General features: G+C 44.5%; 20 protein-coding genes and 1 other RNA gene. 12 read left to right on the top strand and 9 right to left on the bottom strand.

The window, feature by feature from the left end; translation table 11 throughout:
• Positions 1–246 precede the first annotated feature (246 nt).
• Both E0Z06_RS09690 and ssrS read right to left on the bottom strand, forming a co-directional pair.
• Entirely contained in the window at positions 247–840 is a 594-nt protein-coding gene (locus E0Z06_RS09690) for a 5-formyltetrahydrofolate cyclo-ligase (protein WP_243695486.1), read from the bottom strand.
• Between the two features lie 62 nt (positions 841–902).
• A non-coding RNA gene (gene ssrS, locus E0Z06_RS09685) (6S RNA) lies at positions 903–1,087 on the bottom strand.
• A 184-nt stretch (positions 1,088–1,271) separates the two neighbouring features.
• Here ssrS and E0Z06_RS09680 point away from each other — a divergent pair.
• The 10 genes from E0Z06_RS09680 to E0Z06_RS09635 all read left to right on the top strand — a co-directional run bounded on the left by E0Z06_RS09680 (position 1,272) and on the right by E0Z06_RS09635 (position 14,022).
• A complete protein-coding gene (locus tag E0Z06_RS09680) occupies positions 1,272–1,865 on the top strand; it encodes a UPF0149 family protein (protein WP_243695485.1) in 594 nt (197 codons plus the stop codon).
• The gene (gene ubiH / locus E0Z06_RS09675) at positions 1,866–3,140 is read left to right on the top strand and encodes a 2-octaprenyl-6-methoxyphenyl hydroxylase (RefSeq protein ID WP_132584155.1); all 1,275 of its coding nucleotides are present in this window, start codon (positions 1,866–1,868) and stop codon (positions 3,138–3,140) included.
• Position 3,141: 1 nt separating this feature from the next.
• Positions 3,142–4,365: an FAD-dependent monooxygenase gene (locus tag E0Z06_RS09670; protein ID WP_132584153.1), complete on the top strand. Its 1,224-nt coding sequence runs from the start codon at positions 3,142–3,144 to the stop codon at positions 4,363–4,365.
• Between the two features lie 189 nt (positions 4,366–4,554).
• Positions 4,555–5,634: a glycine cleavage system aminomethyltransferase GcvT gene (gene gcvT, locus E0Z06_RS09665; RefSeq protein ID WP_132584151.1), complete on the top strand. Its 1,080-nt coding sequence runs from the start codon at positions 4,555–4,557 to the stop codon at positions 5,632–5,634.
• 40 nt (positions 5,635–5,674) lie between these two features.
• Positions 5,675–6,061, top strand: a complete 387-nt coding sequence (gcvH, locus tag E0Z06_RS09660) for a glycine cleavage system protein GcvH (RefSeq protein ID WP_132584149.1) — start codon at positions 5,675–5,677, stop codon at positions 6,059–6,061.
• A gap of 85 nt (positions 6,062–6,146) precedes the next feature.
• On the top strand, positions 6,147–9,038 hold the full coding sequence (gene gcvP, locus E0Z06_RS09655; RefSeq protein ID WP_132584147.1) for an aminomethyl-transferring glycine dehydrogenase: 2,892 nt from the start codon (positions 6,147–6,149) through the stop codon (positions 9,036–9,038).
• 173 nt (positions 9,039–9,211) lie between these two features.
• The gene (locus tag E0Z06_RS09650) at positions 9,212–9,763 is read left to right on the top strand and encodes a cytochrome b (protein WP_132584145.1); all 552 of its coding nucleotides are present in this window, start codon (positions 9,212–9,214) and stop codon (positions 9,761–9,763) included.
• Positions 9,764–9,942: 179 nt separating this feature from the next.
• Positions 9,943–12,345, top strand: coding sequence for a zinc-dependent metalloprotease (locus E0Z06_RS09645; protein WP_132584143.1), 2,403 nt, complete (start codon positions 9,943–9,945; stop codon positions 12,343–12,345).
• A 63-nt stretch (positions 12,346–12,408) separates the two neighbouring features.
• On the top strand, positions 12,409–13,398 hold the full coding sequence (locus tag E0Z06_RS09640) for a GGDEF domain-containing protein (RefSeq protein WP_207903069.1): 990 nt from the start codon (positions 12,409–12,411) through the stop codon (positions 13,396–13,398).
• A gap of 96 nt (positions 13,399–13,494) precedes the next feature.
• Positions 13,495–14,022 (top strand): phosphoglycerate mutase family protein, encoded by a 528-nt coding sequence (locus tag E0Z06_RS09635; RefSeq protein WP_132584141.1) that lies wholly within the window; start codon positions 13,495–13,497, stop codon positions 14,020–14,022.
• A 51-nt stretch (positions 14,023–14,073) separates the two neighbouring features.
• Here the strand turns inward: E0Z06_RS09635 and E0Z06_RS09630 are convergent, their stop codons facing one another.
• The 5 genes from E0Z06_RS09630 to E0Z06_RS09610 form a co-directional block, all read right to left on the bottom strand.
• Positions 14,074–14,688, bottom strand: a complete 615-nt coding sequence (locus E0Z06_RS09630) for a hypothetical protein (protein WP_132584139.1) — start codon at positions 14,686–14,688, stop codon at positions 14,074–14,076.
• 26 nt (positions 14,689–14,714) lie between these two features.
• Positions 14,715–14,936 (bottom strand): helix-turn-helix transcriptional regulator, encoded by a 222-nt coding sequence (locus E0Z06_RS09625; protein WP_132584137.1) that lies wholly within the window; start codon positions 14,934–14,936, stop codon positions 14,715–14,717.
• A gap of 115 nt (positions 14,937–15,051) precedes the next feature.
• Complete coding sequence (locus E0Z06_RS09620; protein WP_132584135.1) at positions 15,052–15,810, bottom strand: class I SAM-dependent methyltransferase; 759 nt, start codon at positions 15,808–15,810, stop codon at positions 15,052–15,054.
• Positions 15,811–15,951: 141 nt separating this feature from the next.
• Positions 15,952–16,356, bottom strand: coding sequence for a nucleoside diphosphate kinase regulator (gene rnk, locus E0Z06_RS09615; RefSeq protein WP_132584133.1), 405 nt, complete (start codon positions 16,354–16,356; stop codon positions 15,952–15,954).
• A 340-nt stretch (positions 16,357–16,696) separates the two neighbouring features.
• The gene (locus E0Z06_RS09610) at positions 16,697–17,107 is read right to left on the bottom strand and encodes a hypothetical protein (RefSeq protein WP_132584131.1); all 411 of its coding nucleotides are present in this window, start codon (positions 17,105–17,107) and stop codon (positions 16,697–16,699) included.
• A gap of 132 nt (positions 17,108–17,239) precedes the next feature.
• Here E0Z06_RS09610 and E0Z06_RS09605 point away from each other — a divergent pair, with 132 nt between their 5' ends.
• Both E0Z06_RS09605 and E0Z06_RS09600 read left to right on the top strand, forming a co-directional pair.
• Positions 17,240–18,289, top strand: a complete 1,050-nt coding sequence (locus E0Z06_RS09605; RefSeq protein ID WP_132584129.1) for an aldo/keto reductase — start codon at positions 17,240–17,242, stop codon at positions 18,287–18,289.
• A 93-nt stretch (positions 18,290–18,382) separates the two neighbouring features.
• Positions 18,383–20,917 (top strand): EAL domain-containing protein, encoded by a 2,535-nt coding sequence (locus E0Z06_RS09600; RefSeq protein WP_132584127.1) that lies wholly within the window; start codon positions 18,383–18,385, stop codon positions 20,915–20,917.
• Positions 20,918–20,936: 19 nt separating this feature from the next.
• Here E0Z06_RS09600 and E0Z06_RS09595 read toward each other — a convergent pair whose 3' ends face one another.
• Positions 20,937–21,314 (bottom strand): DCC1-like thiol-disulfide oxidoreductase family protein, encoded by a 378-nt coding sequence (locus E0Z06_RS09595; RefSeq protein WP_132584125.1) that lies wholly within the window; start codon positions 21,312–21,314, stop codon positions 20,937–20,939.
• A gap of 121 nt (positions 21,315–21,435) precedes the next feature.
• Positions 21,436–23,274 carry a M1 family metallopeptidase gene (locus E0Z06_RS09590; protein ID WP_132584123.1) on the bottom strand — a complete coding sequence of 613 codons (1,839 nt, stop codon included), beginning with the start codon at positions 23,272–23,274 and terminating at the stop codon, positions 21,436–21,438.
• Positions 23,275–23,407 lie beyond the last annotated feature (133 nt).

Below are 23,407 nucleotides of genomic sequence, written 5' to 3'. Positions count from 1 at the left end.
GAGTATTTAGCCATACAGATGGATATTATATCGAAAGGGCTTGCCGACAAAAGGGTAAAAGTAGAATAAACATGAAAACAATTTTCTGCGGTTTTAATTCAATGGATATCGCAGGCATTTAATGAAGGCCAGAAACACGATCTGGGCGTCACAGAGTGTCTGAGCCCTGCCAACGGCAGAAGGGCGAGTTGCTGTGACGAGCCAGAGCGGGTGTTGTGGCCGAAATGATACACAAGACAATAGTGGTTAGCTAAATTTCCAATGTTTGGACGGCGTTATAATTTGCGTTAACGGAATATCCCAGGCTTCGGTAGGCACGCTATCTACTTGCTGACAGTTATGCGCTAAACCTATTACTTTACACTGCGCGCTAGCCGGCAGTTGCGAAAGTGTACGGTCATAAAACCCACCACCCATACCTAATCTATTACCTGCAGCGTCAAACGCCACCAACGGCGTAAATATAATATCGAGCAGTTGCACCGGCATAATATGATGGCACTGTACTAGCGGCTCTGGAATGCCAAAACGGTTAGGATAAAGCAGTGTGTCGCGGTCGTATTTAACAAATAATAAATAGCCAGCAACAACGGGGTGTAATACCGGTAAATAAACCTGCTTATTAAGCTGCCATAACGCCTGAATTAAGGCAAAAGGATCGAGTTCGCCATCATTAGCTAAATACAGCGCAATATGCTGGCTTTGCTGAATAAGTGTACTCTGTGTAAGTTGTGCTGCTAAATCTGCGGCGGCGCTTGCTTGCTCTAACACTGAAAGTTGCTTTCGTCGTTGACGGATCAGTTGTCTAAGCTGTTGGCGTAAGGTTATGCGAGTAGACACAATAGTAATAATGGCTTAATAACGAATACTATCGAGTATGCCTGAATGGGCAAAAAATAAAAGGGTTCTCCAAATTGCCGTGTCTGATGTCAGCCCTTGAACCCTAGGTTCAAGGCGGGAGTCAGATGGCTACCTCAGGCTTCCCAGTACTAGCTGGGCTTGCACACTGGTAACGCAAAAAAATCCCTGGGTGAAAAAAATTATCGGCTCAGGGACATTCACCTGATCACTAACAATTCAGAGAACTGGCTTGAGTATAACACCGCATTTCTAGCTGTATAAGGCCATTCATCGCAGTTTTGCTATTATTGCTGCTAGTTGCATGGTTTTACAGCAACTTTTGTTTAGGTTTTAAACTGGCAATTAAAACTCTAGCGCGAAAGTTGGCGCTTTTTCTCTGTGGTGGTAGCATAACAGCAGTTAATACAAGCATGAATACTGATATGAATAGCCCATTTTTACTGACATACGATGAGTGGATGTACAAGCTAGATCAATCTTATGTGATGGCGTCGGCCGCTGAAGTACACGGCATTATTGCCGGTTTACTTAGCGCTGGCGTTGAGGCTAGCCCACAGCAAATACTGCCAGTGTTAAGCGACTTTTTGCATGACGGTCAAGCGCTAAGCCAAGATGTAAAACAACACGTAATTAGCTTAATTGAAAGTACCGCCAAAGAATTAGCACAAAATGACTTTAGCTTTAGCCTGTTATTACCTAGTGATGACGATAGCTTGCCTGAGCGCTTAGACGCGATGGTAGAGTGGACGCAGGCATTTTTGGTTGGTTTTGCCATTCAGCAAACGGACTTGTCATTGGTATCTGACGATGTTCGCGAAGCGCTGGATCAATTAAGCGAAGTAACCCGTATTGATATTCATACTACCGATGATGGTAGCGTTGAAGAAAATGATGAGGCCTATTTTCTGGTGTTAGAGCATATTCGGATTATGGTTTTGGCCTGTTATACCGAGGTTGGGCAAAAGTTTGGCCACCAAACCGCTAGCAATAAGACACTGCATTAAATGAGTAAACCTAGCCCAGAACCCTTTGCTCATGAGCAGTTTGAACCCGCACTATTGAGTGATAAACCACTTGAGCCCGCCGAATTGGCCGATAAACAGTTTGAGTCTGAGCATTTCGATATTGTTATTAGCGGCGGTGGTATGGCCGGCAGTACCTTAGCTTGGGCGTTACTGCACGCGCAGCCGAGGTTAAAGCTGGCTATTATTGAGCAGCAAGCTGAACAGGTTAGCCCCGTTAGTTTTGACAGCCGTAGCATTGCGCTGGCTGCCGGTAGTGTAAATAAACTGCAGCAATGGGGGCTATGGCCAGAATTAGCGGCTAACGCCTGTGCTATTAAGCATATTCATGTATCAGATCGTGGTCATTTTGGTAAAACCCAGCTAACCGCTGCCGAATATCAGCAGCATGCATTAGGTTATGTGCTTGAAGTAGACTATTTAGGTGCGTTACTCAGCCAAAAACTGGCGAACTGTAAGCAACTTAAACGCTTTGCGCCCAATACCATAAGCCAGATAACGCCTACTGAGCAACATCAACAGTTAACCTTAAATAGTGGCGTGATCATAAAAACTAGCTTATTGCTTATTGCTGAAGGTGGGGCATCGCCAAGCCGAACATTGGCCGGCTTTAGTGTGACTGAACGCCACTATCAGCAACATGCGGTTATTACTAACTTAGCGCTTAATCACAGTCATCAACACCGCGCTTTCGAGCGCTTTACCGAACACGGCCCCATTGCCTTGTTACCCTTATCTAAACAACGATTTTCATTGGTGTTTACCACTACTGCCGAAATGGCCAGCAGCTTAATGCAACTTGACGATGACGCTTTTTTACACAGCGTGCAGCAAGCCTTTGGTTATCGTGCCGGTATTTTTAAAGCCAGTGGCGCGCGCGCTAGTTACCCGCTTAGCTTGCGCGTAAGTGGTGATATAGTACGCCATCGCGTTGCACTGTTAGGCAACAGTTTGCATAATTTACACCCCATTGCCGGACAAGGCTTTAATCTTGCACTTAGAGATATCGCCGAGTTAGTGCGGCAAGTTACCGCTAAACCAGATGATATTGGTGGTTACACTATGTTGCGGGCATATCAGCAAGCGCGTCAGCACGATATTGAACGGGTTACTACCGCCACTGATGCCTTGGTGCGGCTGTTTTCAAATCGTTCACGCACCGTTGCGCTCGCCAGAAATGTTGGCCTGCTTGCCATGACCTTATGTGATGAATTAAAACGCCCATTAGCTGAACAAGCTATGGGGCTGCGGAGCTAAAATGCAAAACGTCGATATTACTATTGTTGGTGCTGGTAGTGCGGGTTTAACGCTAGCGCTGCTGTTAGCGCCGTTAGGTTTATCGTTAGCCGTGTTAGAGCAGGGCAGCGAACCAGCAGGGCGCAAAGGTGAGCAACATCGCGTTAGTGCGCTTAATTTGGCCTCGCAGCGTGTGCTTGCTCATGTTGGTGCTTGGCCAGCTATTGTCGCAACGGCGCAAGCGTATGACAAAATGCAGGTATGGGATGCCGACAGCTTCGCCCGCATTGAATTTGATGCGCTAACCGAGCGCGTCGAAAGTTTAGGCTGGATTTGCGATAACGAAAATATTCGCCTGGCCTTATACCAGCAGCTTAAAAGCTTTACTAACGTGCGCTGCGAATTTAACTGCACTATTAATAGTGTGGTGCAAAGCGAGCGCGATGTATTAGTAAATATTAATCAGCAGCAGTTATTACTTAGCCGTTTATTAGTCGGTGCTGATGGTGTTAACTCTATGGTGCGTAAAGCTATGCAACTGCCCGTTACGCACTGGGATTATGATCAGCAAGCCATAGTTGCCACTATTAATACCGAGCTGCCACATCAGGCCATTGCTCGGCAGGTATTTTTACCTACTGGCCCGCTGGCGCTATTACCTCTGCCTAATACTAAGCAGTGCTCTATTGTTTGGAGCTGTAATCCACAGCGTGCTGCTGAGTTATTATTGCTCGATGCTCAGGGTTTTAATCAAGCACTCACAGCGGCGAGCAATTCAGTACTTGGTGTACTCAGTTTAGAAAACCAACCAACGGCATTTGACTTAAAAATGCGCTATGCCAGCACTTGGTTGCGTGGTCGAGTAGTATTGGTAGCCGATGCGGCACACAGCGTACATCCGCTTGCTGGTCAGGGTATGAACCTGGGTTTAATGGATGTAACTGCATTAGCAGAACTAATAAATGAGGCTGTTGAACAAAACAAAGACTTTACCGACAACCGGTTATTACGGCGCTATGAGCGTTGGCGTAAAGCGGAAGCCCAAACCTTAATTGCTAGTATGGAAGTTTTCAAACGCGGTTTCAGCAATTCACAGCCGTTACTTAAGCTGGTTCGAGCTGTTGGTATGAGTGGCGTAAATCAATGGCCGTGGCTTAAAGCTAAGATCATTGCTGCAGCCCTTGGTAATAGTGGCGACTTACCTAAATTGGCCTGCGAGCAAAGCAAAACCAGCCACCATGCCTGAGTTAGTTTTTTTTGTAATAGTAGTTGTCGCATTACAAAAACTAATTAATTAGGGGCTGTTGACCGGCGCAACCTTGCGCTATAATCCAGACGCCTTTTTATCCGCCAGGGCAGCATAACATAAAGTTAGACTGTGCTGCGGCGCTACGTTTTGGCGCCGTACCGGCCTTACAATAAGCAGGAAATAACAATGGCTAAGCAAACTGCGTTACATGGCAAACACCTAGAAGCCGGTGCCAAAATGGTCGACTTCTTTAGTTGGGACATGCCAATCAATTACGGTTCACAAATCGAAGAACACCACGCGGTACGCCGTGACGCGGGTATGTTTGACGTCTCTCACATGAATATCATTGATTTACACGGTGCTAGAACGCGCGAGTTCTTGCGTTATTTATTAGCCAACGATGTGGCTAAATTAACTGTGCCAGGTAAAGCGCTTTATAGCCCTATGCTAAACGAAACTGGCGGCATCATTGATGACTTAATCGTGTATTTTCTGCAAGAAGATTTATTCCGTGTAGTGGCAAACTCAGCTACCCGTGATAAAGACTTAGCGCATATCAATGCCCATGCTAAAGCCTTTGATGTTAAGGTAACTGAGCGTACCGAGTTTGCTAATATCGCCGTACAAGGTCCTAATGCTAAAGCTAAAGTTGCAACCTTACTAACGGCAGAGCAGCGCAAGGCCATCGATGGTATGAAGCCGTTTTTTGGCCAGCAAGCAGGTGATTTATTTATTGCTACTACCGGTTACACTGGTGAAGATGGCTATGAAATCGTATTACCAAATGAGCAAGCCGCAGATTTTTGGCAAAAATTAATTGACGCAGGTGTTGCACCTGCAGGTTTAGGTGCGCGTGATACGCTGCGCTTAGAAGCCGGTATGAATTTATACGGCCAAGATATGGATGAAACGGTATCGCCACTGGCAGCCAATATGGGCTGGACTATTGCTTGGGCACCGGAAGATCGTGATTTTATTGGCCGTAAAGCCATTGAACAACACAAAGCCGATGGCACCTTTAAGCTAGTTGGCTTAGTAATGGAACAAAAAGGCGTATTGCGCCACGGCCAACGCGTTGTGGTTGCAGGCGGCGAAGGCGAAATTACCTCAGGTACTTTCTCGCCAACGCTAGGCTTTAGCATTGCCATTGCCCGTGTTCCAGCTAATACGGCTGATGTGGCAGAAGTTGATATTCGCGGTAAAATGATCCCAGTTAAGGTCATTAAGCCAGCTTTTGTCCGTATGGGAAAAAGCGTAATCTAAACGAACTATATTAAATAAATGACTATCTGAGGGTTAAATAATGAGCTCAATTCCTAATAATTTAAAGTATGCCAGCAGCCACGAGTGGGTGCGCGACGAAGGTAACGGCGTTTATGCTGTTGGTATCAGTGAACATGCGCAAGGTTTGTTAGGCGACATGGTATTTGTTGAATTACCAAGCGTAGGCGATAGCGTAACTCAAGGTAACGATTGTGCCGTTGCTGAGTCAGTAAAAGCGGCATCAGACATTTATGCTCCTTTATCGGGTGAAATTGTTGAAATTAACGAAGCTTTAGCTGATGCACCAGAATTGGTAAACAGCAGCCCATACGAAGATGGCTGGTTCTTTAAAATTAAAGTATCAGATAGTGCTGAGCTTGCTGCGTTGTTAGATGCAGACGGCTATAAAAACTCTATTGACGAGTAAGCCAATAAATACACCTCGTTTAAACCCCGTATTGCACGGGGTTTAATTTTAGTCGTTCTAGAACCATTATCAGGACATTCAAGGCATGACCAACTCCGCTGTGAAAACCCTGTCGCAACTTGCGAATCACGAAGAATTTATTCAGCGCCATATCGGCCCAGATGCTGCCGAAACGGCCGCAATGTTAAGTGAACTAGGCGTTGATAGTCTAGAGGCACTGATTGCGCAAACCTTACCAGCTGACATTCGCTTGAAAACGCCGCTGGCCACTGGCCCAGCAACGACAGAAGCTAACGCGCTGGCCCATATTAAAAAAGCCGCTAGCAAGAATAAAATGTTCAAATCGTACATTGGCATGGGTTATCACCCGACGTTAACGCCTAATGTTATTCTGCGTAATGTGTTAGAAAACCCGGGTTGGTATACTGCGTATACGCCATATCAACCAGAAATTGCGCAAGGCCGGTTAGAGTCGTTGTTGAATTTCCAGCAAATAACACTGGATTTAACCGCGATGGAATTAGCCAGTGCGTCACTGTTAGACGAAGCAACGGCTGCGGCAGAAGCGATGGCGTTGGCTAAACGTGTAACTAAGAGCAAATCTAATCAGTACTTTATTGCCGATGATGTACACCCGCAAACTATCGACGTAGTGAAAACGCGTGCCGAAATGTTTGGCTTTGACATCATCGTAGGTAAAGCGGCAGATGCGGCAGCGCATGACGTGTTTGGTGCATTAATTCAGTACCCAACGACTAATGGCGATATTCGTAACGACAGCGCATTAATTGCCCAGTTACAGGCAAATAAAGCCATTGTTGCGGTAGCCACAGATCCTATGGCATTAATGCTATTAAAAGCGCCTGGTCAATTAGGTGCCGACGTAGTATTAGGTTCTGCCCAGCGTTTTGGCGTACCTATGGCTTACGGCGGCCCACACGCGGCATTTTTTGCTACCCGTGATGCGTATAAGCGCTCTATGCCAGGCCGTATTATTGGTGTGTCGAAAGACCGTCGCGGCAATCAGGCCCTGCGTATGGCAATGCAAACCCGTGAGCAACATATTCGTCGCGAGAAAGCCAACTCGAATATCTGTACGGCACAAGTATTGTTAGCCAATATGGCGTCGTTTTATGCGGTGTATCATGGCCCAGTAGGCCTGAAGAATATTGCTGAGCGTATTCACCGTAGCACCGATATTTTTGCTGCTGGCTTAAAAGCTAAAGCAATAGAAATTGTTAACGCGCATTGGTTTGATACTATTACCTTTAAGGTTACCGACCGCGCTGGTGTTATTAAGCGTGCTTTAGCTGCTGGTGTTAACTTGCGTACCGATGTTGCCGATACTTTAGCGGTAAGCTTTAACGAAACCACTAACAGCAATGATATTGCTGAGTTGTTTGATATTGTATTAGGCACAGGTCACGGTTTAAACGTAGACGCGTTAGATGCGGCTATTGTTAAAGATGGCAGCAAGTCTATTCCAGCCGATTTGGTGCGTAACAGCAGTGTATTGGGCCACCCAGTATTTAACCAGTATCACAGTGAAACTGAAATGCTGCGTTATATCAAAAAGCTGGAAAACAAAGACTTATCATTAAACCATTCAATGATATCTTTGGGTTCGTGCACCATGAAGCTAAACGCAACCGCTGAGATGATTCCAATCACTTGGCCTGAATTTGGCTCGTTGCACCCATTTGTACCGCGCGACCAAGCCCAAGGTTATGACGAAATGATCAGCCAACTGGGCGATTGGTTAGTTAATATTACCGGTTATGACAATATCTCTATGCAGCCAAACTCGGGCGCACAGGGTGAATACGCTGGTATGGTAGCTATTCGTAAATACCATGAAAGCCGTGGCGAAGGTCATCGTAATATCTGTTTAATTCCGGTGTCTGCACACGGTACTAACCCAGCTACAGCGTCTATGACTAGCTACGAAGTGGTATTGGTTGACTGCGATAAACGCGGCAATATTGATATGGCTGACTTAAAAGCCAAAGCCGCAGAAGTGGGCGATCGCTTAGCAGCAATTATGGTTACCTATCCATCAACGCACGGTGTGTTTGAACAAAACATTCGCGAGCTGTGTGACATAGTGCACAGTTACGGCGGCCAAGTGTATATGGACGGTGCTAACATGAACGCGCAGGTTGGCTTAACTTCACCTGGCTTCATCGGCTCAGACGTATCGCACTTAAACCTGCATAAAACGTTTTGTATTCCACACGGCGGTGGCGGCCCAGGTATGGGACCAATCGGTGTGAAAAGCCATTTAGCGCCATTTTTACCTAACCACACAGTAGTGAATATTGCCGGTACCGGCGCTAGTAATGGTGCTGTTTCAGCTGCACCTTATGGTAGTGCCGGTATTTTACCTATCAGCTGGATGTATATTGCCATGATGGGCGGCGAGGGTTTAAAACAGGCGACTGAATACGCTATTTTAAACGCTAACTATATGGCGAATAAGCTTGATCCGTTATTCCCGGTATTATACCGCGGCGCAAACGATCGCGTGGCGCACGAGTGTATTATCGACATTCGTCCATTAAAAGAAGCCAGCGGCATTACCGAAATGGACATTGCTAAACGCTTAATGGACTTTGGTTATCACTCGCCGACCATGAGCTTCCCGGTAGCCGGCACGCTGATGATTGAGCCAACCGAGTCTGAAAGCAAAGCTGAAATGGACAAGTTTATCGAAGCGATGAGCACCATCCGTGCCGAAATTGACAAAGTAGTAGCCGGTGAATGGACAGTGGATAACAACCCATTGGCGTTTGCACCGCACTCTATGCAAGACATTTTCGACCCAGAGTGGGACCGTGCTTACGAGCGTCAATATGCGGCGTTTCCAGCTAGCTATGTTAGTGAAAACAAGTTTTGGCCAGCAGTATCACGTATCGATGATGTTTACGGCGACCGTAACCTAATTTGCTCTTGCCCAAGCCCAGAGGCGTATCGGTAAGGTTTAAATAATAGGTTAAAACAACAAAACCCAGCTGCAAGGCTGGGTTTTTTTATATCTTTATTAAATAAGATTAATGTTTGATGTAAATCATAAAAAATACAGCTAGGTTCGCTTTTTGTCTTTTTGTTCACTAAATTTATATCTTAATTATTGAGCATGTTGGGCAAACTATGATCTGGAAAAATACCTCTGAACGTTATAGTTCGGTATCAATTGGCTTACATTGGTTAATGTTTATTTTAATAGCGGCGGTTTATGCTTGTATCGAATTACGTGAACTTTATCCTAAAGGCAGTGAATTACGTGAACTGCTAAAAACTTGGCATTTTATGCTGGGCTTGTCGGTATTGTTATTAGTGTTATTACGCGTAGTTGCTCGGTTTATTGGGGGCATTAAACCTACCATCACACCACCCATAGAGCGCTGGCAGACACTAGTGGCTGCGTTAATGCATTATGCGTTGTACGGCTTAATGTTGGGTATGCCAATAGCCGGTTGGTTAATACTCAGTTTTGCCGGTAAACCTATTCCATTTTTTGGCCTTGAGCTACCGGCATTGGTAGCAGAAAATAAAGACTTATCTAAACAGATAAAAGAGATCCACGAAACGATTGGTACTCTTGGTTATTATTTAATTGGCTTGCACGCTTTTGCGGCGTTAGTTCACCATTATGGCTTTAAAGATAATACGCTGCGTCGAATGTTAGCGAATAAAAAATAAGCTGATTAAGCTTAATCTTACTTACCGTAATAAATTTTACTGCCATTGGCCAGCTGCGGTTTTGTGTCTGTTAACCTAGCGCCAGTCGTTATATAGTAGTTCGCTAATGCGCGAGCTACTGTCTGCGTGATATAGATAACTAATTATAACGACTAACTAGAAAAATAAAGGGAATAGGCATGAAGATTGTCAGTCTGCTAAGTCTGTTATTGCTAGCATCAGGAATGTTACCTGTTACTGCTGTACATGCGGCAAACGCTAATAATAGTGATAAAACCAGTGTAAATAACCTTACCTCTATTGCTAGCTTTACCCGTGGCATGACACACCAAAGCGGCTATTTTGATTTTTATCACGATAACACTAACGATAAGCTGTATTTAAAAGTAGATAAATTAGCCCAACCGTTTATTTTTCAAAGTTCATTACCGCGCGGCATTGGTTCAAACGATATTGGTTTAGACCGTGGCCAGCTAGGCGATACGCGGTTAGTGCAGTTTGAACGCTTTGGCAATAAAGTGATGCTAAAGCAGTTGAACACCTATTATCGCGCCGAATCTAATAATAGTGCTGAGCGTTTAAGTATCGAAGAAGCCTTTGCTAGCTCGGTTATTGCGGGCTTATCGGTAGTCGCCTCTGATGGTAAAAGCGTATTAGTTGATTATACCGATTTCTTGCAAAGTGATATTCATCAAGTAAGTGCTAGCCTTGCTGCACAAAAACAGGGTAGCTATAGCGTTGATAGTAAACGTAGCGGTGTATATTTACCGCGTAGTAAAGCCTTTGAGCGAAACACTGAACTTGAAGCCTTGGTGACTTACAGCGGCACTAATGCCGGTGAGTATGTCAGGCAAGTAACACCGGCTTCGCATGCTATTAGCGTGCATTTACATCATTCGTTAATTGCTTTGCCTGAAGAAGGCTATCAAAGCCGTGAGTTTCATCCTTACTCGGGTTATTGGCCGGTAGAATATATGGATTACGCCACTAGCTTTGATGCACCTATAGTGAAAAAGCTATTACCTCGCCACCGTTTAGTAAAAAAAGACCCTAGTGCCGCGTTAAGTGAAGCGGTTGAGCCGATAGTGTATTACTTAGACCCAGGAGTGCCAGAGCCTGTGCGCACGGCACTAATTGAAGGTGCAACGTGGTGGAATAGCGCGTATGAAAAAATAGGCTATAAAAACGCGTTTCAAGTAAAAGATTTGCCGTCTGATGCCGACCCTATGGACGTGCGCTATAACGTGATTCAGTGGGTGCATCGTGCCACTCGCGGTTGGTCTTATGGTGCCAGTGTTACTGACCCTCGCACCGGTGAAATTATTAAAGGCCATGTTACTTTAGGCTCATTGCGGGTACGGCAAGATTTTTTAATTGCCACCGGCCTTACGGCACCTTTTACTGGCGATAATGTTGATCTAGAAAAGCAAAAAGCGATGGCATTGGCGCGAATTCGCCAGCTATCAGCGCACGAAGTAGGCCACACCCTTGGGCTTATTCATAACTTTGCCGGCAGTGCTAACGGCCAATCCACAGTAATGGATTACCCGCATCCGCAGGTAACACTAACCGATGGCAAAATAAGCTTAGAAAACGCGTATCGCGAAGGTTTAGCCGAGTGGGACAACTATGCTATTTCCTATGGTTATGGTGACTATTCTACAACGCAGCTGCAGCAGCTTGTAACGCAGGTTAGAACTAAAGGGCTAGAGTTTATGGCCGACGAAGATGCACGACCAGAAGGCGGTGTTAGCGCTATTGGCCATTTATGGGATAGTGGCGCTGATGCGGTAGCTGAGCTAAACCGCTTAGCCGATGTGCGTAAAGTCGCGCTGGCTAACTTCGGTTTAAATAACCTTGCTAATGGGCAGGCGCTGTCGTCGCTACAAGAAGCGTTAGTACCAGTTTATTTATTGCACCGGTACCAAGTAGAAGCAGTAAGTAAATTGCTTGGCGGCGCTTATTATGAGTACGAGCTAAAAGGTGATTATAAAACACCCAAGGGCTTTCGTTGGGTCGATAGTAACACTCAACAACAGGCACTGCAGGCGTTGCTTAATACCCTAAGCGCAGAGTATTTGGCGTTATCAGACAGTTTGTTAGCGCTAATACCGCCGAAAATATTTGGCGATAGTAACGGCCGCGAAAGTTTTAACGGCCGCTATGGGTTAGCGTTTGATCCACTGTCAGCAGCCGAGGCCTCGGCAAACCATACGCTAAAGCTAATATTGCATCCACAACGGTTAAACCGAATTAGCGGCCAGCAGCAATTAGGTAATGTGGTAGATGCCGTATTGACTGCAACTATTAAGCAAAAATTAACAGGGGCAGATTTACTAGTACAGCAGCGAGTGGCACATGTTGCTTTTTATCAGCTAATGCAAAGTCTTAATGCAAAAGAATTGGCGCCAGAAGCAAGGGCACTATTGCATAGTAAGCTGGTTGATACAGCAGTTTGGCTGGCTAAACAAAAAGATGCCGATCATCAAAAATTACTCAGTGATTGGCAAAGTTATGTAAATACAGGCGTTTGGCAAGCGAATTTTGTACCCAAAGCCTTACCGCCAGGCGCTCCAATTTAAGGACCGCTGAGTACAAATACAAAGTATGCTACAGTTGTTAAATGTTATTTTTATTGAATTCACATGGATGGTTTTCAAAGCATGAACCCAGATACCAGTAACGTCGAGATTGACAGTACATTATTGCTGCCAGCTGAAGCGGCGCAAAGCTATAAAGCCGTAGATAGAGTGCTTAATAGCCTCGATGCACTGGTATATGTCGCAGATCTGCAGACACATGAGTTAGTGTATTTAAATGACTATGGTGTATCTATTTGGGGTGCTATCGCAAGGCGCAAATGTTATCAAGTTTTTCAGCCTGGTCAGACTGGCCCTTGCGATTTTTGCACTAACAAGAAACTTGTCGATGAAAGCGGTGGCCTGCTTGGAGCGCATGTTTGGGAAATTCAAAACCCAAAAGATAATCGTTGGTATCAATGTCGAGATCAAGCCATTACTTGGATTGATGGCCGAACGGTGCGGCTAGAAATAGCCACTGATATTACCGAGCGTAAATTGATGGAGCAAGCATTATACGATGCAAAAGCGCTGGCCGAAAAGCTGGCTGATACTGACGAGTTAACCCAATTAAATAATCGACGTGCGTTTTTTAATCAAGGTAAGCGCGTAGTACAACAAACCCAACGTAGCAAAACTCACCTTTCGCTAATTATGTTTGACTTAGACAACTTCAAACAGATTAATGACCAATTTGGGCATGTCGCTGGCGATACTGTGTTGGTGAATATTGCCGCTTTGGCAACACAGCTGGTTAGAGCCGCAGATACGCTAGCAAGAATTGGTGGTGAGGAGTTTGCCATAATACTCCCCAATACTATGCTTAAGCAGGCTAAGCAATTGGCGCAGCGCATGCGGTTTGCTTTTGATGCACAAAGTATAAGTCTTAAGGGCGATACCATACATTGCACCGCAAGCTTTGGCATAGCTACGCTTGATTTAACCCAAGCGACAAGCGATGTATTACCACAAAATGCGTTTGATGAGCTGTTAAATAGTGCTGATCAAGCAATGATGCAGGCGAAACGTGAAGGCCGTAACCGTGTAGCATTTTAGCGGGTTATTTTTCGCTTCAAACCACACATCGATATTTTTTACGCTAGTTATTCTGTCATACTATGAATTAAATCAGTGTGCTAGGGAGATATTATTATGTTTGGCAAAATTAGCTTGTTGGGTCTGCTTAGCGGTGCTTTGTGTTTAATATCGCTACAGGTAACAGCTAATACTTTGTATTTTGTGCGTCATGCAGAAAAGCAAAATGTCGGTGCTGATCCAGAGCTAACCAGCTGTGGCCAAGCCAGAGCCGACGCTTTAGCCGGTTATTTTGCTAATGCTGATATAAGTGCAGTATATGCAACAGCTTATCAGCGCACACAGCAAACGGGTGCCCCGGTAGCACGGCAGCATCAGAGTAAAATTTATTTATATGATGCAAGAGATCCCAGCACCTTATTGGGTTTATTACGTGCGGCAGAAAACCCCGTGTTGGTAGTAGGGCATAGTAATACTATTCCACAGCTTATTACTCAGTTAAGTGGTATCGATATCGCGCCACTTAGTGAGCAAGACTTCAGCATGTTATATCAAGTAGAATTGGGTGATGACGTTAGTGTAACGTTACACCGGCAAACATTTGATTGTAATAATATGCTAGAAGCTGAGCTTGCGGCACAATAAATACTATAAACAAGATAGTACGATATGCTTTCGTACTATCTCATGTATAGGTTAAACCACTTCTAGCATCTGTGGTGGTTTTAAAAAATAAACGGCTAGCAACAGCAGTGCAACTGGAAAGACAAAAGTATTGATAGGGCTTAAAATAACACTTAATTGCAGTATGCAGCATACCAATAACACCGCGGAAAAGTATTTCAGTACACTCGGTGCGCCAGTGCGGTTAAGTAGCAATACTATACTAAGAATGAAACCCACTACCGCATAGGCAAATAGCACACCTAATGCAACAACTATTGTTAGCTCACAAATAGTGTTAATGGTCTGCTCAGAGATGCCTGAGCCGTTAAACGTTAGTACTACGTCAACTAATACGGTGGCATGAAATATAGCCACCAATATTGCCATTAGTAACAGTAATATACCGGCCGTATTGGTTGCTAAACGCTGATTAAAACTGTGGCGTAAACACAGGTAAATATACACTTCTAATGCACCAATCAGTACAAAAGCTAAGTCTGATAAGCTAAGGCTAAGTAAGTCAGCACGATATACTTCAATAAAATTTTCTACGCCAACGTCAAAGGCATAAAGCCAATAAACCGGAAATAATACGGCCAGCAGCAAAGCGGCAATTCCGGGTAAAACATAATTATGTTTAATCATAAAAGCTCCGAGTTTTTAAACTATGCCTATTGGGCGTTAGTGTCCTGTGGTAGGTATTGCAAAATATCACCAGGCTGACAGTTTAAAGCCTGACAAATTGCTTCTAATGTACTAAAGCGGATAGCCTTTACCTTGCCTGTTTTTAATAGCGACAAATTCGTTAGCGACACACCAACTTGTTGCGACAATTCGGTAAGTGACATCTTGTTTTTAGCAAGTTGTATATCAAGATTAATTTGTATGTTCATGCGGTTAATTTAGCGCAATAAATTATGTTTATCAATAATTATTTTATGATAAACGTAAATTTATGTTTTGATTATACGTAAATACAAAATATGTAGATTACGAATTTGTTTGTCGTTAACGTTTTACGCAGGCAAACAAGGCGTTACCTGATTGGGTGTCCCAAGGCGTGAGCTTGTCGTAGTCGTGCGCCAATATGTGCACTTCAAAGTAGGGTAGGAGTATGGCTTCAAGTTCAGTAAAGCTGATTGCTACCATGGTGTGCTGGTCTTGCCAATGTTGTGTTTGTACGTTGCAGGTTTTGCTGATGCTAAGGTTTAAGGCTTGTTGTTCGCCTTGGCCGCTGTAATGCCAGCCTGACTCAAACACAAACTGGCTACCATCATGCTGCGCGCTGTGTCGCACAGAACTGTTATTACAAATTTTATCTTTATCTACCGCATTAAAACAAAATACACCACCCAGCTTAAGCGCTTGGTACACGCGACTAATACAGTGTTGTAGTTGTAAAATGCTAGCGCTGTAATGAATTGAGTATAAAAAGCAGGTTACTAAATCAACCGGTTGGTTTAGCGTAAAATCACACATGTTTTGTAGCATAAACTGTGCTTGTGGGCAGCGTTGCTGAGCTATGTCTAACATCGGCTGATTAATATCTAAGCCAATGCTTTGATAACCAGCCTTAAGAAAATGATAGATATGTGGTGCGGTGCCGCAGGCTAAATCTAGGTGCGTTTTGCCACCATTACCCAGTGCTTGAGCCAGCCTTAGTACCGTGTTGGTTTGCGCCTGATAATCAATATCGGCACACATAAGATCGTAATAACCGGACAGATCGGTATATAACGCATTGGGCAACAAGGTAGATAACAACATAGCGACGCCACACCTAAGGCCAGTTTTCGGTGGCGCATTCTATAGTAGTTTACTAGATAAGCGAAGCGTGAAAAATAAGCTAACAATAAGCCTCGTAAAAGCGGTAGCCGGGTTAACCCCGGCCGATGGCAGTGGTTAAGCTTAGCGATGCAATGCACCTTCACGTTCTGGTTGATAAACAATTTCGTCAACGGTAATAGTCGACATTTCACCGTGTGGTAAGGGCCAATTAATGCTGTTACCAATACGCAGGCCAAGCAGGGCACTACCAACTGGGGCTAGCACAGAAATTTTGCTGCCACTTTGATCTAAATCTTTTGGATAAACCAAGGTTAAGCAACTACTTTTACCATCGGCGAAGCTAAAGCGAACGGTAGAGTTCATGCTCACAACATCGGCAGGAAGTTCAGCCGTTGGCACAATATTGGCGCGGTCTAGTTCTTGACGCAAGGTCGCTGCACCAACAGCGTCTGGGCTTAGGTTGTCTAATAACTGTTCTAAACGGTCACTGTCTGTAATAGAAAGCGTTATTTCTGGTGTGTTCATTTATTCAATCCTTTTAAAGTATGTGTTACATGTTGCTTCGTTAGTACGCAAAATATGAGCGCTGACGAAGCAGGGTTAGTTCGAGTTCTCTTTGTAAAGTGTTGCTAAGTAGCATAGTAGCCAGCTGTGACAGCAAAGAAATTAAAAATTAAAACTGTTCAGCCGGTTTCGCGCAGGGCAAAACCGGCCTAGGAATGGAAGGCAATAGCGATATATGATTGGTAGCACACAATTAACATTGTGGCTGGAATAACTAACAGGGTTTGCATAGCGATACCATAGTAGATTACGCGCTAAAGTTCAATCCTGTAGCGACGACATTATGGCCCGATTAGCGGCTTTAGTTATCTAATATCCAGCCGTTTTCACTTTTACGTAGTGTAATAATTTCTTTGGCCACCTGATAGTGATCGCCGGCTTTAAAATCGCCGTATTGCAGCTTCAACATACCCGCCGACATACCGTTAGCCATTTTTTCCAATGGGTTACCGGGTTTCGTGGTTTGTGCATCAATATAATCTTTAAAAGATTGTTTAAAGGTAATAGTGTACGACACCTCGGCGGCATAATGCTTGTCGTTGTCTTGCCAACCATTTAGTTTTTTTACATCGTCTACCGATATGAGTCCGTTGTAACGCTCATCAACTTGTTGCTGAAGAATGTTTTCTAATTTGGCTTCGGTAGGTTTGTCAGAGCATGCCGCTAAGCTAAGGGTTAAGATAACGGCGGTGAGTAAATGGATTAATTTCATGGTTAACTCTTTTCTGTAAGAATAATGGTTGTGATTATGATACAAAACGTTACGACACTGCTAGTGTTGTAACACTAAACTGGTGCCACAATACGCGTTAACGCAGTAGTTAATAGAATAATAGGGTTTTAGATGCAATATTCAGTATTAGGTAGTAGTAAGGTTAGGGTATCTCGGGTGTGCTTGGGGTCAATGACTTGGGGCTGTCAAAATACGCAAACCGATGCTGATGCCCAGCTAGAGTATGCTTTAGCTCAGGGTATAAATTTTGTCGATACTGCCGAGATGTATTCGGTGCCGCCATCACCACAAACCTATGGTGCAACTGAACGTATTATTGGTAATTGGTTAGCGCGTTCTGGTAAGCGCCACGAGTTAGTGCTGGCAAGCAAAATGTCGGGTAATGGTTTAGCGCATATTCGCGGCGGCGGTGATATGACGCCAGAAACCTTACTGCAAGCGGTTGATGACTCGCTTATTAGATTGCAAACTGACTATATTGACCTGTATCAGCTACACTGGCCCAATAGAGCGACACCACATTTTGCGCGTCACAGCGTAAATAGGCTTAATTTTTCTAGTGTTAATGCACAGCAGCACACCGAACAGATGTTAGGCCTGCTACAAGCGTTGCAAAGTTGCGTTAATGCTGGAAAAATTCGGTATTGTGGTTTGTCTAATGATACGCCCTGGGGAATAAATCAGTATCTTAAACTAAGTGCAGAGCATAACTTGCCGCGCATGGTGTCTATTCAAAATGAATTTAGTGCGCTACACACTAAAGATTGGCCATATTTAATTGAGCAATGTGTGCATGAAGATATTGCTTATTTACCTTGGTCGCCATTAGCGGGTGGTGCATTAAGCGGTAAATATTTACAGGGTAAACGCCCTGAAGGCACGCGCTGGAGCATGTTGCAGCGCAATGGCTTGTTTCGCGATACACCGCAGTCGGAGCAGGCGATAGCGGCATTTAGTCGAGTGGCTCAAGATCACGGTTTAGCGGCAACAAGTTTAGCTTTAGCTTGGGTTAATCAGGTAGACGGTGTTACCTCTACTATTATTGGCGCAACTAATATGAAGCAATTGCAGCAAAACATTGCTGCCTTTACCCTGAACTTAACGCCAGCAATACAAGATGATATCGCGCTGTTTTTGCGTCAACATAGCTTACCGTTTTGATGCTGGTCTCGTTAACAATGTGATTTATAGTTTCTCGCTTGTGGTAAGACCAAGGCTGGGCAATACTGGACGTCAAATTCTATAGCCGTGTTTATGAGTCGTACTATGCTGCTTGCCTTTACCTCTGACACCACTAACTTGTCTGTTGCTTATCATGGCCATCATGCGATGGCTTTAGTATTATTATCATTACTCATTGCCATACTGGCTGCTTATACTAGTTTTAGCCATCGCCACCTAATGCAGGGGGCTGCTAAGCCGGTGTCACGTTATTTATGGCATACCAGTGGCGCCATAGCTATGGGCTTGGGTGTTTGGGCTATGCACTTTACCGGTATGATGTCGCTACAACTGCCAGTCGACGTAAATTACCGCCTCGATTTAACGCTTATCTCAGTATTACCCGCAATTATTGCCGCTTTTGTTACGCTTAATGTTGTGGCTGCACCACAGCAAAGTGCCGGGCGTATTCTGGTGGGTGGCGTATTAATGGGCGCAGGTATCGGCTGTATGCATTATATCGGCATGGCAGCGATGGTGCTGCAAGCTGAACGTTTATATGTGCCGGAAATTTTTGCGTTATCTATTTTGGTTGCCGTACTCATGGCAGTATTGGCGTTAGCCGTTCGGCCTTGTCTTAATAATATACTGCGCAATAAGCTGCTATTAGAGATTATTAGCTCGGTTGTGATGGGCATGGCCATTGCCAGTATGCATTATGTGGCGATGCACGCTACGGTATTTGTACCAACATTATCGCCTAACACCATTAGCAGTATTGTACTGAACAAAGCTACTTTAGGCACATTAGCCGTAGTGGTTGCTGTGGCTATTTTATTATTGGCTACGGTTGCCGTTATTATGCGACAACGCGTTAGTAGTGCCGAGCACAACACAGATAAAGCTAATGAACATGCCAAAATGCTTGCTATTAGGTTACAGCGTATTGCCTCTAGGGTGCCAGGCTTAGTGTATGAATTCAGATTAGACGATAATGGCAGCTTTACCTTTCCTTACGCCAGTGATGCTATACAAGATTACTACGGTGTTAGCCCAGAACAAGCTCAGCTTGATGCTATGCCGATAATGCTAGCGATACATCCGGATGATCGCGACGCTATGCGTCAGTCTATTTATGACTCAGCCCAACAGTTGTCGCCGTGGCATCACGAATATCGGGTACAAAATACTAATGGTGATATCCGTTGGTTACTCGGTAATGCCATGCCAGAGCGTGATGAAACTGGTGTGAGTTGGAGCGGCTTTATTACCGATATTTCGCAGCGTAAAGCCACCGAGCAACATATTTATCAGCTGGCCTTTTTTGACGGTTTAACCGGCTTATTTAATCGGCGTAAAATTCAGCAATGTTTACAAGATTTACTCGAACAATTTGATGGTGAGGCGCAAAGTGGCTCAGTAATTTTGGTAGATATTGATGATTTTAAACGAATAAATGATACCCAAGGCCATAAAGCAGGCGATGAATTATTAAAACAAGTGGCGGCTAGGTTGGCGCAATTTGCGCCGGTGGGCAGTATTTGTGGTCGTTTAGGTAGTGATGAGTTTGTATTGCTAGTAAACAGTTTACCGTCGCAGTTACCGCTGGCTGAGCAACAACTTAAGCAGTTTGCCGCAGAGCTGCGTAAAACGCTGCAACAGCCTTATGCGATTAGCGGCCATTACTATAGTAGTAGCGTCAGTTTAGGCTATTCGGTGTTTAACAATTTGCACGCCAATGCGGATGAATTATTAAAGCAAGCGGACATTGCGGTTTCTCATGCCAAAACGGCTGGCGGTAATAGCCAGTCGATGTTTGCACCACAAATGTATCAGAATATTCAGCAGCGCTTTAATATGGAGCAGGCATTAGTTAATGCCATAGAGCAGCAACAGTTTAGTTTGCATTATCAACCACAAATAACCGACACCGGCAGAGTTATCGGGGTTGAAGCGTTGTTACGCTGGTTTCATCCTGAACTGGGCACCGTATCACCAGCCACTTTTATACCGGTGGCAGAAGAAACAGGGCTAATTGAAGATATCGGGTTTTGGGTATTACATCAGGCTTGTCAGCAATTACAAAAATGGCAAACTGATCCCCAACTAGTCGGTATCACCATGTCAGTTAATATTAGTGCCCAGCAGTTCTATTTGCCGGAGTTTGTTAGCTTAGTAGAACAGTGTTTACGCCAATATAACCTGACACCCGAATACCTAATGTTAGAACTAACCGAAAGCTTGGTATTGGCTGATTTAGACGATGCTGTAGCACGTATGCAGCAAATTAAGCAGTTAGGTGTTAAGTTTTCGATGGATGATTTTGGCACAGGCTATTCGTCGTTATCGTACTTATCGCGCTTACCGTTTGATGAAGTAAAAATAGATCAGTACTTTGTCCGCAGTGGCAGCACCGGCCAGCCCCGAGACTGGGTTATTATTGATGCTATTGTCGGTATTGCGAATACTTATGGCATGAAACTAGTAGCAGAAGGTGTCGAAACTCATGAGCAACAACAACTATTACAACAAAGCGGTTGTCGTTGTTACCAAGGCTATCTGTATGCTAAACCCGCACCAGCCGCTGATACTGCACAATGGATCAAGCAGTACTTACTGTCGCATTAAGTAGTAACCTAGCATGCCGTTATTCTGCTTTATCGGCGTGGTTTAACTTTTTAAGTAACTCGCACTGGCCATCACTGCACTGTATGCGTTTTATCGCCCCAAATTTATAGCCGACACTGGCTAACCAATAGCAGGGCGTAAAACGTAAAAAACGCACTAAGCGGGTATAACCAGCCACGTGCCAATAGAATAAGGTCGCATCTACACCTGTAACAAAGTGGTCATGGTTCCATAAATGAATTTGCTGCATCATTTGAGCTTTAGTAACACCAGCAAAACCAATAAAGCTAGCGTCGCTAATATCCACCAACTGCAGGTGAGGGCTAAGTTTAGCTGCCAACCAAGAAATTTCGCGTAAGCAGAGTTTACAGCTGCCATCAAAAAAAAGTTTTTTCATCGTTATGCCCGTTAGGTTAAACGTAATACAAGTGAAAAACGTATTTTGCTAACGGGTATACGCTTATTGGCGGGCTTGGATCAGCGCCGGCACCCATTTAATGGTGCCGGCCTCTGGTTTACTATTTTAGTAGCTCATCAACCGTGCTTTGTGATAGCGGGTGATAACCTGGACGAGCCTTTTCATATACTGCACGGGCAAAGGCTAAACCTTCTGGCGTTACTGCAAGTTGTTTATATAACGGGATGATCAGTTTACGACGACCAATCTTAATTAAGTATTGCTCTAACGCTGGGGCAATTTCTTGATAGCCAGTTTTAAGTGAGATTAAAAACCAGGCATGAGCAATTTCAGCATTAGTGGAATGGGTAAGATCAAAGGTGTTATCTAACTCGGCCATTTGCTCGGCGCTAATATTTAGCGGCAAATTATTAATAAAATACAACCACTCATGCACCGTCCAATTGCTGGTCGGAACATCAGCCAAGGGCTGCTCGCCGTTAAGCCAAGCTCTGGCTTGTTGTTGCACCTGATTAAATGCATCTGATTTAGGATCTGGCGCGTTAGCTGGCAGACCTGTGCCGTATATCCACTCTTTTACCTGCTCTAGCGTTACCGTATTGGGATACTTTTGCAGTAAATTAAGCTGTAAATACTGAATAAACTCTTCGGTATTAATACTTTGAAACGCATGATCGTTAAAATACTGCTGTACAAAGGGGTCAAACTTGTCTCGGCCAAACTGTTGCTCTAAAAACATTAAGAACATCTGACCTTTGGTATAAGGGATACCACTAAACGCATCATCAGGATCGCGACCGGCTAAATCGATGTACAACATCGTGTCGGCTGGCGGCAAATTGGCGATCTCTTCTTTTAAACCTTGTATCGCCAGGGCTTGTTCCATTACCGCACGGTCGGTACCAAATACCTGCTCCATAATGCGGTTTTCTACGTAGGAGGTAAAACCTTCATTTAGCCACAGATCTCGCCAGCTCGCATTAGTCACTAAATTACCTGACCAAGAGTGTGATAACTCATGCGCAATTAAACTGACTAGGCTGCTATCGCCCGCTACTGCGGTAGGGGTAATAAATGACAGTTCTGGGTTTTCCATGCCGCCAAAAGGAAAGCTGGGCGGCAGCATTAATAAATCGTAACGTCCCCAGCGGTAATCTCCGTACAGTTTTTCAGTAGCATTAATCATTGCTTGCGTACTTGCGAACTCGTCGGCCGCTGCAGTTAAAATATAGGGCTCAGCATAAACACCAGTTTGCTGGCTCATGGCTTTAAATTGTAAGTCGCCTGCGGCGATGGCAATTAAATAGGCAGGTATCGCTTTAGACATGACAAATTGGTAATCGCCATCGCGAACCATACCAGGTTCATTGCTGGCGCTCATGATGGCCAGTATGTTATCAGGCGCATGAATACGCGCGGTGTACGTCATGCGCACTGCTGGTGTATCTTGAATTGGCATCCAGCTACGAGCATGAATAGCCTGATTTTGGCTGAACATAAAGGGTGTGGTTTTACCGGCAGTTTGTTCCGGTGTTAGCCATTGCAAACCCGACGCCTTATCGGTTGAACTATAGTAAATGCGCAGCGTTTGAGCTTTAAATGACGGCGTAATACTTAATTTGCTGCCGAGTATGTCGTCCCGCTTTGCCAATGAAAATGGCACTTTTACCCAGTTACCGTCGGCCCGTTTTGCGTAAATGCGATCTATTAATAGATCTCGCGTATCTAAGTAGATGTTGTTAGCGCTGTTATCTAGCCACTTAAGTTGTAAATCAGCGAAGCCGGTTAAGGCTTTTTGGGCAAAATTTAGATTTAAATCTAAATGCAGATGATTTACGACAACAGCCTCATAATTGGCATAGCTATGAGCATCGGTATTAGCCATAACATAGCTGCTGCATAGCAAGCCGGCGGCGAGGGGAATAAGTCGAGCAGACATGGTTGTTCTTTCCTTGCAACGATAAGAATAAGCAGTGTACTGGCAAACTAATAATAATTACAAGGTAACAGCTAGTCGCAATTTTGTCGTTTCCACTGGCATTATACGTTAAGGTAAGCGTTGGCTTTTTCTG

The sequence above is a fragment of the Rheinheimera sp. D18 genome, assembly GCF_004345025.1.
Taxonomy (GTDB): Bacteria; Pseudomonadota; Gammaproteobacteria; order Enterobacterales; family Alteromonadaceae; genus Alishewanella; species Alishewanella metallidurans.
The sequence above is the reverse complement of the archived record's forward strand: the minus strand, read 5'-3'. Positions and strand labels throughout refer to the sequence as shown.

Coding starts and splice junctions, on each gene's coding strand:
- E0Z06_RS09680 (WP_243695485.1), top strand. CDS start 1,272: ATGAATACTGATATGAATAGCCCATTTTTACTGACATACGATGAGTGG.
- ubiH (WP_132584155.1), top strand. CDS start 1,866: ATGAGTAAACCTAGCCCAGAACCCTTTGCTCATGAGCAGTTTGAACCC.
- E0Z06_RS09670 (WP_132584153.1), top strand. CDS start 3,142: ATGCAAAACGTCGATATTACTATTGTTGGTGCTGGTAGTGCGGGTTTA.
- gcvT (WP_132584151.1), top strand. CDS start 4,555: ATGGCTAAGCAAACTGCGTTACATGGCAAACACCTAGAAGCCGGTGCC.
- gcvH (WP_132584149.1), top strand. CDS start 5,675: ATGAGCTCAATTCCTAATAATTTAAAGTATGCCAGCAGCCACGAGTGG.
- gcvP (WP_132584147.1), top strand. CDS start 6,147: ATGACCAACTCCGCTGTGAAAACCCTGTCGCAACTTGCGAATCACGAA.
- E0Z06_RS09650 (WP_132584145.1), top strand. CDS start 9,212: ATGATCTGGAAAAATACCTCTGAACGTTATAGTTCGGTATCAATTGGC.
- E0Z06_RS09645 (WP_132584143.1), top strand. CDS start 9,943: ATGAAGATTGTCAGTCTGCTAAGTCTGTTATTGCTAGCATCAGGAATG.
- E0Z06_RS09640 (WP_207903069.1), top strand. CDS start 12,409: ATGGATGGTTTTCAAAGCATGAACCCAGATACCAGTAACGTCGAGATT.
- E0Z06_RS09635 (WP_132584141.1), top strand. CDS start 13,495: ATGTTTGGCAAAATTAGCTTGTTGGGTCTGCTTAGCGGTGCTTTGTGT.
- E0Z06_RS09630 (WP_132584139.1), bottom strand. CDS start 14,688: ATGATTAAACATAATTATGTTTTACCCGGAATTGCCGCTTTGCTGCTG.
- E0Z06_RS09625 (WP_132584137.1), bottom strand. CDS start 14,936: ATGAACATACAAATTAATCTTGATATACAACTTGCTAAAAACAAGATG.
- E0Z06_RS09620 (WP_132584135.1), bottom strand. CDS start 15,810: ATGTTGTTATCTACCTTGTTGCCCAATGCGTTATATACCGATCTGTCC.
- rnk (WP_132584133.1), bottom strand. CDS start 16,356: ATGAACACACCAGAAATAACGCTTTCTATTACAGACAGTGACCGTTTA.
- E0Z06_RS09610 (WP_132584131.1), bottom strand. CDS start 17,107: ATGAAATTAATCCATTTACTCACCGCCGTTATCTTAACCCTTAGCTTA.
- E0Z06_RS09605 (WP_132584129.1), top strand. CDS start 17,240: ATGCAATATTCAGTATTAGGTAGTAGTAAGGTTAGGGTATCTCGGGTG.
- E0Z06_RS09600 (WP_132584127.1), top strand. CDS start 18,383: ATGAGTCGTACTATGCTGCTTGCCTTTACCTCTGACACCACTAACTTG.
- E0Z06_RS09595 (WP_132584125.1), bottom strand. CDS start 21,314: ATGAAAAAACTTTTTTTTGATGGCAGCTGTAAACTCTGCTTACGCGAA.
- E0Z06_RS09590 (WP_132584123.1), bottom strand. CDS start 23,274: ATGTCTGCTCGACTTATTCCCCTCGCCGCCGGCTTGCTATGCAGCAGC.